Annotated in this window: 15 protein-coding genes and 1 other RNA gene; 11 read left to right on the forward strand and 5 right to left on the reverse strand. The window is 68.0% G+C overall.

Going from position 1 to position 14,705, the window contains the following annotated elements; all coding sequences use genetic code 11:
* Position 1: 1 nt before the first annotated feature.
* Both BACI71_RS17005 and BACI71_RS17010 read right to left on the reverse strand, forming a co-directional pair.
* Positions 2-1,057 carry a 1,9-bis(guanidino)-5-aza-nonane synthase gene (locus BACI71_RS17005; RefSeq protein ID WP_159760612.1) on the reverse strand — a complete coding sequence of 352 codons (1,056 nt, stop codon included), beginning with the start codon at positions 1,055-1,057 and terminating at the stop codon, positions 2-4.
* A gap of 109 nt (positions 1,058-1,166) precedes the next feature.
* A complete protein-coding gene (locus BACI71_RS17010; RefSeq protein ID WP_159760614.1) occupies positions 1,167-2,399 on the reverse strand; it encodes a type III PLP-dependent enzyme in 1,233 nt (410 codons plus the stop codon).
* A gap of 140 nt (positions 2,400-2,539) precedes the next feature.
* Between BACI71_RS17010 and BACI71_RS17015 the strand changes: the two genes are divergently transcribed.
* The 3 genes from BACI71_RS17015 to BACI71_RS17025 all read left to right on the forward strand — a co-directional run bounded on the left by BACI71_RS17015 (position 2,540) and on the right by BACI71_RS17025 (position 4,164).
* Complete coding sequence (locus BACI71_RS17015) at positions 2,540-3,511, forward strand: threonine ammonia-lyase (RefSeq protein WP_443018487.1); 972 nt, start codon at positions 2,540-2,542, stop codon at positions 3,509-3,511.
* Positions 3,508-3,687 carry a hypothetical protein gene (locus tag BACI71_RS17020; protein ID WP_159760616.1) on the forward strand — a complete coding sequence of 60 codons (180 nt, stop codon included), beginning with the start codon at positions 3,508-3,510 and terminating at the stop codon, positions 3,685-3,687. Before BACI71_RS17015 ends, BACI71_RS17020 begins: the two co-directional genes overlap by 4 nt.
* 81 nt (positions 3,688-3,768) lie before the next feature.
* Positions 3,769-4,164 (forward strand): endonuclease domain-containing protein, encoded by a 396-nt coding sequence (locus BACI71_RS17025; protein WP_159760618.1) that lies wholly within the window; start codon positions 3,769-3,771, stop codon positions 4,162-4,164.
* Here BACI71_RS17025 and BACI71_RS17030 read toward each other — a convergent pair.
* Positions 4,157-4,813, reverse strand: a complete 657-nt coding sequence (locus tag BACI71_RS17030; RefSeq protein WP_159760620.1) for an alpha/beta hydrolase — start codon at positions 4,811-4,813, stop codon at positions 4,157-4,159. The genes BACI71_RS17025 and BACI71_RS17030 overlap by 8 nt on opposite strands.
* A gap of 72 nt (positions 4,814-4,885) precedes the next feature.
* Between BACI71_RS17030 and BACI71_RS17035 the strand changes: the two genes are divergently transcribed.
* The 8 genes from BACI71_RS17035 to BACI71_RS17070 all read left to right on the forward strand — a co-directional run bounded on the left by BACI71_RS17035 (position 4,886) and on the right by BACI71_RS17070 (position 10,479).
* The gene (locus BACI71_RS17035; protein WP_159760622.1) at positions 4,886-5,950 is read left to right on the forward strand and encodes a cysteine desulfurase family protein; all 1,065 of its coding nucleotides are present in this window, start codon (positions 4,886-4,888) and stop codon (positions 5,948-5,950) included.
* Positions 5,947-7,026, forward strand: coding sequence for a cysteine desulfurase family protein (locus tag BACI71_RS17040; RefSeq protein ID WP_159760624.1), 1,080 nt, complete (start codon positions 5,947-5,949; stop codon positions 7,024-7,026). The genes BACI71_RS17035 and BACI71_RS17040 overlap by 4 nt, the downstream gene beginning before the upstream one ends.
* On the forward strand, positions 7,023-7,310 hold the full coding sequence (locus BACI71_RS17045) for a 2Fe-2S iron-sulfur cluster-binding protein (protein WP_159760626.1): 288 nt from the start codon (positions 7,023-7,025) through the stop codon (positions 7,308-7,310). The genes BACI71_RS17040 and BACI71_RS17045 overlap by 4 nt, the downstream gene beginning before the upstream one ends.
* A gap of 79 nt (positions 7,311-7,389) precedes the next feature.
* Positions 7,390-7,710, forward strand: coding sequence for a hypothetical protein (locus tag BACI71_RS17050; protein WP_159760628.1), 321 nt, complete (start codon positions 7,390-7,392; stop codon positions 7,708-7,710).
* 49 nt (positions 7,711-7,759) lie between these two features.
* An RNA gene (ffs, locus tag BACI71_RS17055) (signal recognition particle sRNA small type) lies at positions 7,760-7,857 on the forward strand.
* 326 nt (positions 7,858-8,183) lie between these two features.
* Positions 8,184-9,824, forward strand: a complete 1,641-nt coding sequence (locus BACI71_RS17060) for a DNA polymerase III subunit gamma/tau (RefSeq protein WP_159760630.1) — start codon at positions 8,184-8,186, stop codon at positions 9,822-9,824.
* Entirely contained in the window at positions 9,821-10,144 is a 324-nt protein-coding gene (locus BACI71_RS17065) for a YbaB/EbfC family nucleoid-associated protein (RefSeq protein ID WP_028965658.1), read from the forward strand. Before BACI71_RS17060 ends, BACI71_RS17065 begins: the two co-directional genes overlap by 4 nt.
* Before the next feature lie 89 nt (positions 10,145-10,233).
* Entirely contained in the window at positions 10,234-10,479 is a 246-nt protein-coding gene (locus tag BACI71_RS17070) for a hypothetical protein (protein ID WP_159760632.1), read from the forward strand.
* 240 nt (positions 10,480-10,719) lie between these two features.
* Here the strand turns inward: BACI71_RS17070 and BACI71_RS17075 are convergent, their stop codons facing one another.
* On the reverse strand, positions 10,720-12,327 hold the full coding sequence (locus BACI71_RS17075; RefSeq protein WP_159760634.1) for a DNA methyltransferase: 1,608 nt from the start codon (positions 12,325-12,327) through the stop codon (positions 10,720-10,722).
* Between the two features lie 144 nt (positions 12,328-12,471).
* Positions 12,472-14,652 carry a sodium-translocating pyrophosphatase gene (locus BACI71_RS17080; protein ID WP_159760636.1) on the reverse strand — a complete coding sequence of 727 codons (2,181 nt, stop codon included), beginning with the start codon at positions 14,650-14,652 and terminating at the stop codon, positions 12,472-12,474.
* Positions 14,653-14,705: the final 53 nt, after the last annotated feature.

A 14,705-nucleotide genomic window follows, 5' to 3' on the forward strand; every position in this document is an offset into this window, starting at 1 on the left:
GTCACTTGTCGAACAGCGTCGCCCACTTGCGGGTCGGGCGGTCCTTCCACAGCCCGCGATGGTAGGCGTCCGAGGCGAGGAGCGGCATCACCGAGCCGGCCTCGGCGAACACCATCTGCTCGATGCCGGTGTTGACCTTGCCCCAGCTCGCCGCTTCCTGCAGCGTCGAGGACGAGCACGCGCCGTCGCGGACGTCGGCGACGGTGATCTGCACCGCGTACTTGTGCACCTCGACATCGTCGTGGCCGAGGATTTCGGCGCAGACGACGGTGTCCTGGATGAAATTTTTCGGCACGCCGCCGCCGATCATCAGCAGGCCGGTGGTGCCCGCCTTGATCTTGATCTCGGTCAGCTCGCGGAAGTCCGCGACCGCGTCGATCATCAGATACGGCTTGCCTTCCTTCGCACGGTCGACCTGATGCTTGACGAGGCCGAAGCCCGCCGAGCTGTCGACGAACGCCGGGCAGAAGATCGGCACGTCATGCTCATAGGCGAGCTTGACGAGGCTGTTCTCCTTCTTGCCGTGCTCGACGAGATACTTGCCCATCTCGCGGATGAACGCGCGGGACGAATAGGCCTTCGGCTCGACCTGATTGCAGATCTCGTAGATCGTGTGGTCGCAGTCCTGCAGCTGCTCCTCGTCGATGTACGTGTCGTAGATGCGATCGATGTAGAGCGAGCGTAGCGTGTCGTCGTCGGGCACCTCGAGCGCTTGGTAATGCTTGTGGCCCAGACCCTCGAAAAAATCCATGTCGACGATCGTCGCGCCGGTGGCGACGATCACGTCGACCATGTTGTTGCGCACCAGCTCGGCATAGAGATCCATGCAGCCGCCGGCCGAGGTCGACCCGGCGATGACCAGCACGACGGTGCAGTCCTTGTCGTCCAGCATCTGGTTGTAGATCTTCGTCGCGCGGCCGAGGTCGCGGCTGGTGAAGCTCATGTCGCTCATCGCGTCGACGATCGGGCGCGCGTCGAAGCTCTTGATGTCGATGTGCTTGACCTGCTTCGACAGCAGCTCGGCCTTGCGATGGTCGTTGATCTTGGTGTCGGTCATGGGAGCTCCCACAGGGAAATACACGTCGTTCAAAGGGGACGCGAAAACCCGAACGATGACGGCGCGCGGAACATCCGCACGCCGTCACCGGATCACTGAAGTCGTAACGTTACAGCTTCACGACGTTGCCGGTAATCTGTCGCGGCAGTTCGATGTAGAGCGACTCCATCGGCTCGTCGGTGGCAACCACCGTCTCGTCCGAGGTGAAGCCGTTGAAGGCGGTTCGCATCGCAGCGCCGTACGCCCCCAGCATCCCGATCTCGACATAGTCGCCGACGGTCACATCCGCAGGCAGCGGGAACGGACCGGGCATATAGTCCATGTCGTCGCAGGTCGGACCCCACAGGCTGAACGCATGATCGCGGACGGTCGACTCCGGCTCGCGCAGCAGCGCGACCGGATAGCGCCAGCCGATGTGCGCCGCGTCGAACAGCGCGCCATAGGCGCCGTCGTTGATGTACAGTTCCTCGCCGCGGCGACGCTCGACGCGCACCACGACCGAGCTGTACTCGGCGCTGAGCGCGCGGCCCGGCTCCGCCCAGAGTTCGGCCGAATAGCTGATCGGCAGGCTCTCGAACGCGCGGTGGATCGTCTCGAAGTAACGCTCCAGCGGCGGCGGGGTCATGCCCGGGTAGACCGAGGGGAAACCGCCGCCGACGTCGATGACGTCGACCGTGACCGCCGCACCCACGATCGCCTGACGCACGCGCTCCATCGCCTGCGCATAGGCATCGGGAGTCATCGCCTGCGAGCCGACGTGGAAGCAGATGCCGAGCGCGTCGGCGACCTGACGGGTGGCGAGCAGCAGTTCCTGCGCCTCATCGGGAGCGACCCCGAACTTGGCGCCGAGGCTGAGCTTCGAATGCTCCGACGACACGCGCAGCCGCACGCAGAGCGTGAGGTCTGCCGCGCTGCGGGTGGCACGCACGATCTTCGCCAGCTCTTCCATGCTGTCGAGCGAAAAGGTGCGGACACCGTGCGTGAAATACGCCTCGGCAATCGCTTCCTCGGCCTTGACCGGGTGCATGAAGCACATTGTCGCGTCCGGCAACGTGCGGGCGACCAGACGAACCTCGGCGATCGAGGCGACGTCGTAGGTCGTCACACCATTGTCATAGAGCGTGCGTAGCAGCTCCGGGCTCGGGTTCGCCTTGACCGCATACATGGTCCGGCCCGGAAACTTCTCCGTAAAGAAGCGGGCGGCCCGAGCCGCGGCGTGCGGACGAACGATCGTCACCGGCTGAACCGGCTGACGAATAGCGATGTCGATGGCCCCGGCGACAGAATCGGCGGGAACGGTCGAGAGGGGCGCTAACCCCAGCGCGCGATGATGCTGGTGCAACTCAAGGGACCTCCAATTGCCTTTCGGCATACGGTGACAAAAAGCTGCCTTGCGGTTGGAAGTCCCATGGGGCAGCGGAGGCGCGAAATATGATCGCTGGACCCTAATGTAAAGTGTCCAATGCGACGAAAGGTTCAATCGTGACGATTATGCGACAACCGACCCGCGCAGGGGTGCGCGACGCCGCCGCGAAGGTGGCGGCGGTGCTTCCGCCCGCCCCAATTTTCTATCGCGAAATCAATGGTATGGATGTTGCACTCAAGGCGGAGTGTCTCCAGCCGGTCGGGGCGTTCAAGGTCCGCGGCGCGTGGCATCGGCTGACCGCTTTGAGCGATGAATCGAGGCAGCGCGGCGTTGTGGCGTTTTCGTCGGGCAATCATGCGCAGGGCATCGCCTGGGCGGCGAAGCGGCTGGGGATTGCGGCGACGGTGGTGATGCCGAGCGATGCGCCCGCCGCGAAGCGCGAGTCGACGCTTGCGCTCGGTGCTGAGGTGGTGCCGTATGACCGCGCCACGGAGTCGCGCGAGGCGATCGCGGCGCGGCTGGCCGAGGCGCGGGGCGCGACGCTGGTGCCGAGCTTCGACGATCCGTGGGTGATCGAGGGACAGGGCAGCGCGGGCGTCGAGGCGCAGGTACAGATGATCGCGGCTGGATTCGGCGCGCCGCGGCATGTCGTCGTGCCATGCGGCGGCGGGGGGCTGGCGGCCGGACTCGCGCTGGCGCTGCCCGAGGCGCGGGTGACGGTGGTCGAGCCGGAGGGCTGGGACGATATGCGCCGCAGCCTGGAGGCGAGCTGGATCGAGCCGGTCGGTGACGCGCCGCCGCCGACCGCATGCGATGCGTTGCAGACGACACGGGTCTCGCCGCTCACCTTCGACGTGCTGTCGCGGCGCGACGCGACCGGGGTGGCGGTGAGCGAGGCGGAGGTTCGGGGTGCGCAGCGCTGGGCGGCGGCGCAGTTGCGGCTGGTGGTCGAGCCCGGCGGGGCGGTGGCGCTCGCCGCATTGCTGGCCGGGCGGGTCGCCGTGGAGCCGGGCATGCTGGTGATTTTGTCGGGCGGGAACGTCGACATGGCGGACTATGCGCGGGTGCTGGCGGGAGAGGGGGCGTGAACGGCGCGCTGGGCGGAGTCGCCGCGGCCGCGCCGGCGGTGGCGATGCTCGCGGCGTTCGCGTGCGCGATCGGTGGCGGGTATCTGCTGGTAAAGCGGCGGCAGCGGTTGAAGGGCACGCTGATGCTGGTGATGGCAGCGGTGCTGGTGGGGAATGTGCTGATCTGGACGCTGTGATTACGTCCTGCTCCCCTCCTTTGCAGGGAGGGGCTGGGGGTGGGTGGACACTTCTGCGGCGGTTGGTAGCGTATCGTTACGATGCAGCGCATACCTCCCGAACTCACCGCGAACGCGCGACAGTTGCGGGGTGACGCCACGCCGGCGGAGCGGGTGTTGTGGAGCGCCCTACGTTCCCATCGGCCGCGATTTACGCGGCAGCTGGTGGTGGGACATTACATCATCGACCTTGCTTGCCGGAGCGTGAAGCTCGGCATCGAACTCGACGGAGGGCATCATGCGCTTCAGGTCGAGGCTGACGAGGCGCGTAGTCGTTATCTCGCCTCGCAGGGCTGGACGATCCTGCGGTTCTGGAACAACGATGTGCTGGAAAATACGGAAGGGGTGGCGGAGGTGATCCTCGCGGCTGTGGCGCAAGCGGCCACCCACCCCCGGCCCCTCCCTTGCAGGGAGGGGAGCAGGTTGCCGCCTATTTAATTGGCGAGTTCGGGTCCAGCCGCATGTCGAGGTAATTGTCGACCGACCGCATCAGGTCGTCCATCTCATGCTCGAAGAAATGGTTGGCGCGCGGGATCACGTCGTGGTGGATCGTGATGTGCTTCTGCGTCCGCAGCTTGTCGACCAGCTTCTGCGAGGCGAGCGGGGTGGCGACCTCGTCCTCCGCGCCCTGGATGATGATCCCCGACGACGGGCACGGCGCGAGGAACGAGAAATCGAACAGGTTCGCCGGCGGCGCGATCGAGATGAAGCCGCGGATCTCCGGGCGGCGCATCAGCAATTGCATCGCGATCCATGCGCCGAAGCCGAAGCCGGCGACCCAGGTGGTCTGCGCCTCCTGGTGGAAGCTCTGCACCCAGTCGAGCGCGGAGGCGGCGTCGGACAGCTCGCCGATGCCGTTGTCGAACGTGCCCTGGCTCTTGCCGACGCCGCGGAAGTTGAACCGCAGCGTCGCGAAACCGCGACGCTGGAAGGTCTTGTACAGCTCCTGCACGATCTTGTTGTTCATCGTGCCGCCCGCATTCGGGTGCGGGTGGAGGATCATCGCGACGGGCGCGCGCGGGCGCGGGGCGGGGGCGAAGCGCCCCTCGATGCGGCCTTCGGGTCCGGGAAAGATGACTTCTGGCATGATGACCTTGTGCTTGGGCAGGCAGCCGTTGGGGCCGGCGGGAAGCGCGCTATATAGGCCCGAACGCCGAAAATGGAATGTGTCTTGACCGAGCCGCTATACCTCGACCACGCCGCGACGACTCCGATGACCCCCGCGGCCGTGCAGGCGGTGCGGGACGGGATGGCGATGTGGGCCAATCCGTCCTCGCCGCACGCCGCCGGGCGCGCGGCACGCGCGGCGCTGGAGGCGGCGCGGGGGCGGATCGGGGCCGCTTATGGCTGGACCGGCGAGGTGTTGCTGACGAGCGGGGCGAGCGAGTCGCTGGCGATCGCGCTGGGGCGGTGCGTGCCGGGGCGGCGGATCGTGTCGGCGGTGGAGCATGACGCGGTGCTGCGCGCGGGCGGGCGTGCCGATGTGCTGCCGGTGGATGCGCTGGGGCGGGTCGATCCGGGCGCGCTGGGCGACGTGTCGGGCGCGCTGGTGGCGGTGCAATGGTGCAACAGCGAGACCGGGGTGCTTCAGCCGATCGCCGGGATCGCGGCGGCCGTGCATGACGGGGGCGGGTTGTTGCTGGTCGATGCCGCGCAGATGCCGGCGTCGGATGAACTGGCGGCAGTGGCGGATTTCGTCGCGGTGTCGGCGCACAAGCGCGGCGGGCCGCCGGGGACGGGTGCGCTGCTGGTGCGTGACGTGGCGACCTTGCACCCGAGCGGCGGGCAGGAGCGTGGCTATCGGCCGGGGACCGAGAATCTGCCGGGCGTGCTGGGGCATGCCGCGGCGCTGGACGAGGCGGAGCCGGATCATATTGCCCGTCGTGCGCGGCTCGATGACGCGATCCGGCGGTCGGGGGGGATCGTCGTGGCGGAGAACACCGCGCGGCATCCGGCGATCGGGGCGTACCGGATGCCGGGCGTCGCGTCGGCGGCGCAACTGATCCGCTTCGACCTGCAGGGAATCGCGGTGTCCGCCGGGAGCGCGTGCGCGAGCGGGAGCCTGAAGCCGAGCCATGTGCTGCGCGCGATGGGGTGGAGCGAGGAGGCGTCGCGCGAGGTGGTGCGGGTCAGCTTCGGCCGGACGACGACCGATGCGGAGGTCGAGCGCTTCACCGCGGCGTGGCGCGGGGTGGCGCGCGCGACCGGGCGGTTTGCGGCGTGATCTATCTCGATTATCAGGCGACGACGCCGCTCGCGCCCGAGGCGTTCGACGCAATGCTGCCGTGGCTGCGCGACCAGCATGCCAACCCGCACTCGCCGCATCGCGCCGGGCGTGCGGCGAAGGCGGCGGTCCAAGTGGCGCGCGCGCAGGTCGCGGCGCTGTTGCCTGCCGGCGGGCGCGTGGTGTTCACGAGCGGGGCGACCGAGGCGCTCAACTGGGCGATCAAGGGCGTGGGGGGCGCGATCGTCACGCAGGCGACCGAACATGCCGCGGTGCTCGATACCGTGGTGGCGAGCGGGCGCGCGAACGTGGTGGTGCCGGTCGATCGCAACGGGCGCGTCTCGCCGGAGGCGGTCGCGGCGGCGGTGCAGGAGACCGGCGCTCGGCTGGTCGCGGTGATGCTGGTCAATAACGAGATCGGGACGATCCAGCCGGTCGCCGAGATTGCGGCGGCGGTGAGGCCGCTCGGCGCGTTGTTGCTGTGCGATGCGGTGCAGGGGTTCGGGCGCGTCGCGATACCGGACGGGTGCGACATGGTCGCGATCTCTGCACACAAGATCTACGGGCCGAAGGGTATTGGCGCTTTGTGGCTGCGGGACGGCGTGACGCTCGCGCCGCTGCTGCATGGCGGCGATCAGGAGGGCGGGCGATCGGGGACGTTGAGCCCGGCACTGTGCGCGGGGTTCGGAGCGTCGGCGGCGGTGGCCAGGGCACGGATGGTGGAGGATGCGGCGGCGGCGGCGCGGTTGTTCGCGGTGGCGCGGGCGCGGCTGAGCGGGTGGACGCTCAACGGTTCCGAAGAGGCGCGCTGGCCGGGGAATCTGAGCGTGCGGCGCGACGGGCTGGATGTCGCGCGGCTGATGAGCGACGTGCGCGACGTTGCGTTCTCGGCCGGGTCGGCGTGTGCGAGCGGCTCGGGACGGACCAGCCATGTGCTGCGCGCGATCGGGCTGAGCGATGCGCAGGCGCGCGCGACGATCCGTATCGGCTTCGGGCGCTATACGCGCGAGGAGGAACTGGTGGCGGCGCTCGACCGGCTGGTGGCGGCGGCGGACGCGCAGAAGGTGGCGGCATGAAGGTGATTTTCGACGGTGACGAACTGGCCGCGACCGCGGGCGAGCGGTTGCTCGATGTGGCGCGGCGCAACGGGCTGGCGCTGGAGGGGACGTGCAACGGCGATCTGGCGTGCGCGACCTGTCATGTGATCGTCGACGCCGAGTGGTTCGCGAAGCTGCCGGCGGCGCGCGAGGAAGAAGAGGACATGCTCGATCTGGTCAATGACGCGCGGCGGACCAGCCGGCTGGCGTGCCAGATCGTGCTGACCCCGGAATTCGACAAGCTTTCTGTTAGCTTACCATAGGGTTCAGGGTCGGTGCAGCGCTGCCGGAGCATCTTGCCAATCAGGGCAGGGGATTTCGGGAGTAGAGCGTATGAAACTGATGACCTTGAGCTTCGCGGGCCTGATGGCGGCGATGACGCTGGTACCGACCGCCGCGACGGCGCAACCGGGACCGCGACATGGCTGGGACGACCGCCGCGGCTGGGATGACCGTCGCGACGACCGTCGCGGGTATGACGATCGGCGCGGACGCGATGACCGGCGCGGATGGAATGATCGGCGCGGATACCGCAGCGATCGTGGCTGGCGCGGAGATCGCTATGCGTGGAACGGCTATCGCGGGCCGCGCGCGCAGACGGTGTGCCGCTGGGTAGACGGTTATTACGGGCCGGAGCGCCGCTGTTTCCGCGTGCGTCGCTAACGGCTTGACGCTTTGACTTGATCGCGCCGCCCGGCTCCGCCATATGGCGCGCGGGAGTCGGGCGGACGTGGTCGTCGCCAACTTGGTCAGGTCCTGACGGAAGCAGCCACAACGATTTCGCCGCGGGTCGTTCCGGCTCCCACCGCGCGGACAGCGAGAGAGCGGCCTTGCCGCTCCACGCTGGCAAGCGCGGCCGGCGGGGCGGCGCAGCCGAACCCGACCGACGACGCGGCTTTGCCGCGGCGGGTTTTCTTCTTCGACACATTGGCGTTGGCTGAACCCGGCGAGCGGTTCGCGGGACTTCACAGCCATGGGCCCCTGCCTGCGCAGGGGCGACGGTGGTGCTGTATCGGGCAGCGGCAAGCCGGGCTCCGGATCTCGTCCGGGGCGACGGATCCCGGTCGGTCGGCGGTCCCTGCTATCCCCGGAGAAGCCTTCGACAAGCCGCGCGTGCGCTCCTATATCCCACGGCAATGTCCGACTCTCTCGACCTCGGTACGCCGCCGCAGCCTGTGGCAAGCGCGCAGCCTTATCGCGTGCTGGCGCGCAAATACCGGCCGCAGACGTTTGGCGCGCTGATCGGGCAGGACGCGATGGTCCAGACGCTCGGCAATGCGATCAAGCGCGACCGGATCGCGCATGCCTTTCTGCTGACCGGGGTGCGCGGGGTCGGCAAGACCTCGACCGCGCGGCTGATCGCCAAGGCGCTCAATTGTATCGGGCCGGACGAGCAGGGTGGCCCTACGATCGATCCGTGCGGTACGTGCGAGCCGTGCCGCGCGATCGCCGAGGGGCGGCATATCGATGTGATCGAGATGGACGCCGCCAGCCATACCGGCATCGACGACGTGCGCGAGATCATCGAGGCATCGCGCTATGCCGCCGTGTCGGCGCGCTACAAGATCTACATCATCGACGAAGTCCATATGCTGTCGAAGGCGGCGTTCAACGGGCTGCTCAAGACGCTGGAGGAGCCGCCGGCGCATGTGAAATTCCTGTTCGCCACCACCGAGGTGAACAAGGTGCCGGTGACGGTGCTGTCGCGCTGCCAGCGCTTCGACCTGCGGCGCATCCCGGCGCAGTTGCTTGCCGAGCATTTCGGGCGTGTCGTCGAGGCGGAGGGCGCGCAGGCCGACGACGAGGCGCTGGCGTTGATCGCGCGGGCGGCGGAAGGGTCGGCGCGCGACGGGTTGTCGATTCTCGATCAGGCGATCGCGCATGCCGATCTGGAAGGCGGCGGGGTGCGCGCCGAGGCGGTGCGCGAGATGCTGGGGCTGTCGGACCGCAACGCGGTGCGCGACCTGCTGGCGCTGGTGCTTGCGGCGGATGCGCCGGGCGCGCTGGCGGCGCTGCGGCGGCAATATGATCTGGGCGTCGATCCGCTCGGCGTGATGCGCGCGCTGCTGGAGGCGGTGCATGGCGTGACGCAGGTGAAGGTGGGCGCGCCCGACGATGCCGCGCAGCCGGCCGAGGAGCGCGCGGCGTATCGTGAGTGGGCCGGCAAGCTGTCGTTCCCGGCGCTGCACCGGCTGTGGCAATTGTTCCTGAAGGGGCATGAGGAGGTCGGGCGCGCGGCGCTGCCGATCGAGACCGCCGAGATGGCGATCCTGCGCGCAATCCATGCCTCGACCTTGCCTGACCCGGGCGAGCTGGCGCGGCGGCTGGCGGCGGGTGACGTGCCGGTTGCCGCGGCACCGAGCGCGCCGGCTGCGCCGGTCGCGCCACCGGCCCCGGAGGATCTCGCGCCGAAGGAATTTGCGGGGGTGCTGTCGCTGCTCGACGAGCGCGGGAAGCTGGACCTGCTGGTGCGGTTGCGGCGCGGCGCGAGCCTCGTGCGCTATACCCCGCCCGAGATCGTGTTCAGCGGGACGCGGCCGCTGTCGACCGATACGCTGACCGAACTGGCGGCGGTGCTGCGCGAGGCGACGGGGACGCCGTGGAAGCTGGCGATGGCCGACCTGCCCGGGGCACCGACGATGTACGAGGCCGAGCAGGATCTGGTGCAGGCGCGGCATGACGCGGCGCGCGCGCATCCGATCGTCGCCGCCGCGTTCGATGCCTTTCCGGGCGCCGAACTGATCGACCCGAAACCTGCGCAGAGGAGTATTACATGAAGGATCTCAACGACATTCTGGCGATGGCCCAGAACGTCCAGAACGAACTGCAAAAGGCGCAGGACAGCCTCGACACGATCGAGGTCGAAGGCGTCGCGGGCGGCGGGCTGGTGAAGGTCAAGGCCTCGGCCAAGGGGCGGATCATTTCGGTCGCGCTTGACGATTCGCTGATCGTGCCGTCCGAGAAGCAGATGCTCGAAGACCTGATCGCGGCGGCGCTCAACGATGCGCGCGCCAAGGCGGATGCGGCATCATCGACCGAGATGTCGAAGATGACCAGCGGGCTGCCGCTGCCGCCGGGGTTCAAGCTGCCGTTCTGATCCGGATCGGGACAGCCAAGTCCTTTCGGTTACGGAACATTGCCGAAGCGGTCGCATTCATGGCTCCATCAATCGAGAGGGAGAGAGCCATGAGTGACGATCGCGTAACGCAGACGCCGCACACCACGATCATCGAGCGCCGCCGCGGCGGCGGTGGCGGGGTGCTGATCGGGCTGGCGGTGCTGATCGTGGTGGCGGTCGCGGCCTATTTCATGATCGCGCGCGGCGATAGCGAGACGGCCAAGAACAATGCGATCACCTCGGCGGCGAAGAGCGTCGAGAGCACCGCGGACAAGGCCGGGTCGGCGATTGACGGGGCTGCTGACAAGAAGTGAGGATCGTGACCCCGGATGTGATCCGGGGTCCCTCCTCCAGATCGTCATGACGTATGGTGAAGTGTACCGTCCGTCATTGCGAGCGTAGCGAAGCAATCCAGGGCGTCATGGTCCGACTCTGGATTGCTTCGCTACGCTCGCAATGACGTGTTGAGGTGACGTCACCGGGCATTGATTGAACGCTGGATCGGAGCGGAGCCTCGGATCAAGGCCGAGCGACGGCTGCCGGCAAGGTGCATCTTACAACAGCGATCCCTGCCGGACGCCGCTCTCGCGCGGCGCCTGACGGAAGGCGGCGGTGGGGTCGATGTAGGGCAGGTCGGGGCGCCGGCCGGCGAACAGCTCTTCGAGCGTGACGATCTGGAGACGCGGGTAGCTTTTGCCCGTCGCGGCGGCGGTGAAGCGGCCGGCGGCGGCGGCTTCCTTCTCCATCGGTCGCGACGGCACGACCTTGGTGACGAACACCGCGGCGGCGGCTTTCTCGCGGATCATCGCGGAATGCAGGTCGCGGATCATCGTGACGCCGACATGGTCGCCGCCTTTCACCGACACCAGCGCGCGCTCGGTGCGGCGCCCGTCGGGCTTGAAGTAGATGATCCCGTCGATGCCGCCATCCGCGCCCTTCTTGCGGCCGGCATAGGGCATGGCGTCGACCATCGACACCGCCCACCATTGGAACTGGTATTTGTCGCGGCGGGCGAGGTCTTCGGCGGAGGCGAGGTCGCGCGGGGTGCCCTCGACCGTAAAGGCGACGCCGGGGAAGGCGGCCTGCATCCGCTTCTCGATCAGCGAGATAGCAAGATGCGTGACGTCGATCCCGATCCACTGGCGGTGGAGCTTCTGTGCGGCGTGGACGGCGGTGCCGCAGCCGCAGAACGGGTCGAGCACGATGTCGCCCTCGTTCGAGGACGCGGCGATGATCCGCTCCAGCAGCGCGAGCGGCTTTTGCGTGGGGTAGCCGAGCCGCTCCTGCGCCTGCGAGTTGAGCGCGGGGATGTCGGCCCATAGCGCCTGCACCGGCATTCCCTTCGCCTCGTCGAGATAGCGTTTGAGGCGGATGCCGCCGCTGCGCGTGAAGTGCAGCCGGCCTTCCGCGTCGAGGCGGCGCATCGTTTGCTCGGGCATCCGCCACAGCGACGTCACGCCCTTGTAGGCATAGGTGTAGCCGCCGCCCGACAGTCCCTTGGCGGTGAGGTTGTCATCGGTCCAGCGGCGGCCATCGGCATCGCTCTGGTTGAAGCGCGCCTCATAGTCCGGATCGTAGGCGGTGTAGACGGGGTGCCAGACGTAATCGGCGCCGCGCGTGTAGAACAGCAACGTATCGAGGTTGCGCCCCCAGCGTCCGCCATCGGCGTGCGCGGTGGTACGCTTCCAGATGATCTCGTTGCGGTAGCGCTCGGCGCCGAACACGCCGTCGAGCAGCAGCTTGAGGTAGTGGCTCGCGGTCGAATCGCAGTGGAGGTAGAGGCTGCCGGTCGGCTTGAGCACGCGGTGCAGCTCGATCACGCGCACCGCCATCATCGCCAGATAGGCCATCATGTCGTTGTCGCCGAGGAACGCGCGCATCGCGTTGAGGAGGTCGAACGCCTTGGTATGGCCGCTGCGCGCGACCTGGTCGAAGGCGTCCTCGGCGCGGTCGTTCCAGCGCCACGTGTCTTCAAACGCCTCGATCTGCGCATCGGCGCTGTCGCCGGTCGGGGAGCGGAAGAGGATGTTGTAGCTGGCGTTCGAGTTGAAGGGCGGGTCGAGATAGACGAGGTCGATCGTCGCGTCCCCGATCTCGCGGCGGAGGACGTCGAGGTTGTCGCCGTAATAGAGGTGGTTGGTGGGACGGTTCGCGCTGGACATAGGCGCGACTGGAGCGGGGCGCGGCGGGGTTGTCGCGGTGAGGTGGGGCCGTTTTGACGCTATGCGGCCGAACGCGGCGAAAACGGATCAATCTGTCATGAACGTCATCCCCGCGGAGGCGGGGATGACGTTCGTGGGAAGGGGTCAGCCGGGGCCGGCCAGCGCGGCGAGCAGCAGCAGCGCGACGATGTTGGTGATCTTGATCATCGGGTTGACCGCCGGGCCGGCGGTGTCCTTGTAGGGATCGCCGACCGTGTCGCCGGTCACCGCCGCCTTGTGCGCCTCCGAACCCTTGCCGCCGTGGTTGCCGTCCTCGATATACTTCTTGGCATTGTCCCACGCGCCGCCGCCGCTGGTCATCGACAGCGCGACGAACAGCCCCGAGACGATCACGCCGAGCAGCATCGCGCCGAGCGCGGCGAAGCCGCTCGCCTGCCCGTCGACCGCGCGGACGATGAAGTAGAGCGCGATCGGCGACAGCACCGGAAGCAGTGACGGAATGATCATCTCGCGGATCGCGGCCCGGGTGACGAGGTCGACGGTGCGGCCGTAATTCGGGCGGCTGGTGCCCAGCATGATGCCGGGGTTCTCGCGGAATTGCTCGCGGACTTCCTCGACCACCGCGCCGGCTGCGCGGCCGACCGCGGTCATCCCGAATGCGCCGAACAGATAGGGGAGCAGCGCGCCGAGCAGCAGCCCGACGATGACGTAGGGATTGCTCAGCGAGAAATCGACGGTGAGGTCGGGGAAGTAGGTCTTGAGGTCGGTGGTGTAGGCGCCGAACAGCACCAGCGCCGCGAGCCCGGCCGAGCCGATCGCATAGCCCTTGGTCACCGCCTTGGTGGTGTTGCCGACCGCGTCGAGCGCGTCGGTGCGTTCGCGGACTTCGTCCTCGAGCCCGGCCATTTCGGCGATGCCGCCGGCATTGTCGGTGACCGGGCCATAAGCGTCGAGCGCGACGACCATGCCCGCCAAGGCGAGCATCGCGGTGGCGGCGAAGGCGATGCCGATGATCCCGGCGAGCTTGTAGGCGGCGATCACCGCGATCACGATCACCAAAGTCGGCAGTGCGGTCGCCTCGAGGCTGATCGCGAGACCCTGGATGACGTTGGTGCCGTGCCCGGTCTCGCTGGCCTTGGCGATCGACTTGACCGGGCGGTAGTTGGTGCCGGTGTAATATTCGGTGATCCAGACGATCAGCCCGGTGACGGCAAGGCCGATCATCATGCACCAGAACAGATCGGTGCCGGTGAACGCCGTGGCGGCGGGGACGCCGGCAGTCGCGGCATCCGCGCTGCCGGTGGTAATCGCGTCGAACGCCGCGTCACGATCGGCGTCGAGGAAGCCCGCGCCGCCGATCACCTTGTGCATGTCGCCCAGCGTCCATTGCGTGACCGCCCAGATCGCCGGCACCGACAGCAGCGCCGAGGTCCAGAAGCCCTTGTAGAGCGCGCCCATGATCGAGCCGCGCCCGAGCCGGACCATATAGGTGCCGATGATCGAGGTGAGGATGCACACGCCCCCGATCGCGAGCGGCAGGCTCATCAGGCGCATCAGCTCGGCAGGGCTCGCCTGGATCAGCAATGCGATCGACACCATCGTCACGCCGAGCGTCACAACATAGGTCTCGAACAGATCGGCGGCCATGCCCGCGCAGTCACCGACATTGTCGCCGACATTGTCCGCGATCACCGCCGGGTTGCGGGGATCGTCCTCGGGAATGCCGGCCTCGACCTTGCCGACCAGATCGGCGCCGACATCGGCGGCCTTGGTGAAGATGCCGCCGCCGAGCCGCGCGAAGATCGAGATCAGCGACGCGCCGAACGCGAGTGCGGTCAACGCCTCGATGATCGCGCGATCGTTGGGGAGCAGGTTGGACGGACCGGTGAGGTACCAGAAGAAGAGCGCGATCGCGAGCAGCCCGAGCCCGGCGACGAGCATTCCCGTCACCGCGCCGGAGCGGAACGCCATCGTCAGCCCGCCTTGCAACGAACCGCGCGCCGCCTCGGCAGTGCGGACGTTGGCGCGCACCGAGATGTTCATGCCGACGAAGCCCGCGAGCCCCGACAACAGCGCGCCGATGACGAAGCCGATCGTCGACAGCGTGCCCAGGGTGGCGAAGAGCACGATCGCGACGACGACGCCGACGATCGCGATGGTGGTATATTGCCGCCCGAGATAGGCGCGCGCGCCTTCCTGGATGGCGGCGGCGATATCCTGCATCCGCTCATTGCCCGGCGAGGCGGACAACACCTGTCGACTGGTCACGAAGCCATAGAGTACGGCGATCAGGCCGCAGACGATGGCAAGATAGACGATCGTCATGCCCTTCATCCCTCCTTGTGGCGCGTCCGGTCTGTCGCCGGTACGTCGCGCGG

This window comes from Sphingomonas sp. 8AM, assembly GCF_902506455.1.
Lineage (GTDB): Bacteria > Pseudomonadota > Alphaproteobacteria > Sphingomonadales > Sphingomonadaceae > Sphingomonas.

Bases quoted from the DNA above. Each gene is read 5' to 3' on its own strand.
- BACI71_RS17045 (WP_159760626.1), top strand. From the start codon at position 7,023: ATGAAGGTGATTTTCGACGGTGACGAACTGGCCGCGACCGCGGGCGAG.
- BACI71_RS17005 (WP_159760612.1), bottom strand. From the start codon at position 1,057: ATGACCGACACCAAGATCAACGACCATCGCAAGGCCGAGCTGCTGTCG.
- BACI71_RS17080 (WP_159760636.1), bottom strand. From the start codon at position 14,652: ATGACGATCGTCTATCTTGCCATCGTCTGCGGCCTGATCGCCGTACTC.
- BACI71_RS17070 (WP_159760632.1), top strand. From the start codon at position 10,234: ATGAGTGACGATCGCGTAACGCAGACGCCGCACACCACGATCATCGAG.
- BACI71_RS17075 (WP_159760634.1), bottom strand. From the start codon at position 12,327: ATGTCCAGCGCGAACCGTCCCACCAACCACCTCTATTACGGCGACAAC.
- BACI71_RS17035 (WP_159760622.1), top strand. From the start codon at position 4,886: ATGGAATGTGTCTTGACCGAGCCGCTATACCTCGACCACGCCGCGACG.
- BACI71_RS17060 (WP_159760630.1), top strand. From the start codon at position 8,184: ATGTCCGACTCTCTCGACCTCGGTACGCCGCCGCAGCCTGTGGCAAGC.
- BACI71_RS17050 (WP_159760628.1), top strand. From the start codon at position 7,390: ATGACCTTGAGCTTCGCGGGCCTGATGGCGGCGATGACGCTGGTACCG.
- BACI71_RS17025 (WP_159760618.1), top strand. From the start codon at position 3,769: ATGCAGCGCATACCTCCCGAACTCACCGCGAACGCGCGACAGTTGCGG.
- BACI71_RS17065 (WP_028965658.1), top strand. From the start codon at position 9,821: ATGAAGGATCTCAACGACATTCTGGCGATGGCCCAGAACGTCCAGAAC.
- BACI71_RS17030 (WP_159760620.1), bottom strand. From the start codon at position 4,813: ATGCCAGAAGTCATCTTTCCCGGACCCGAAGGCCGCATCGAGGGGCGC.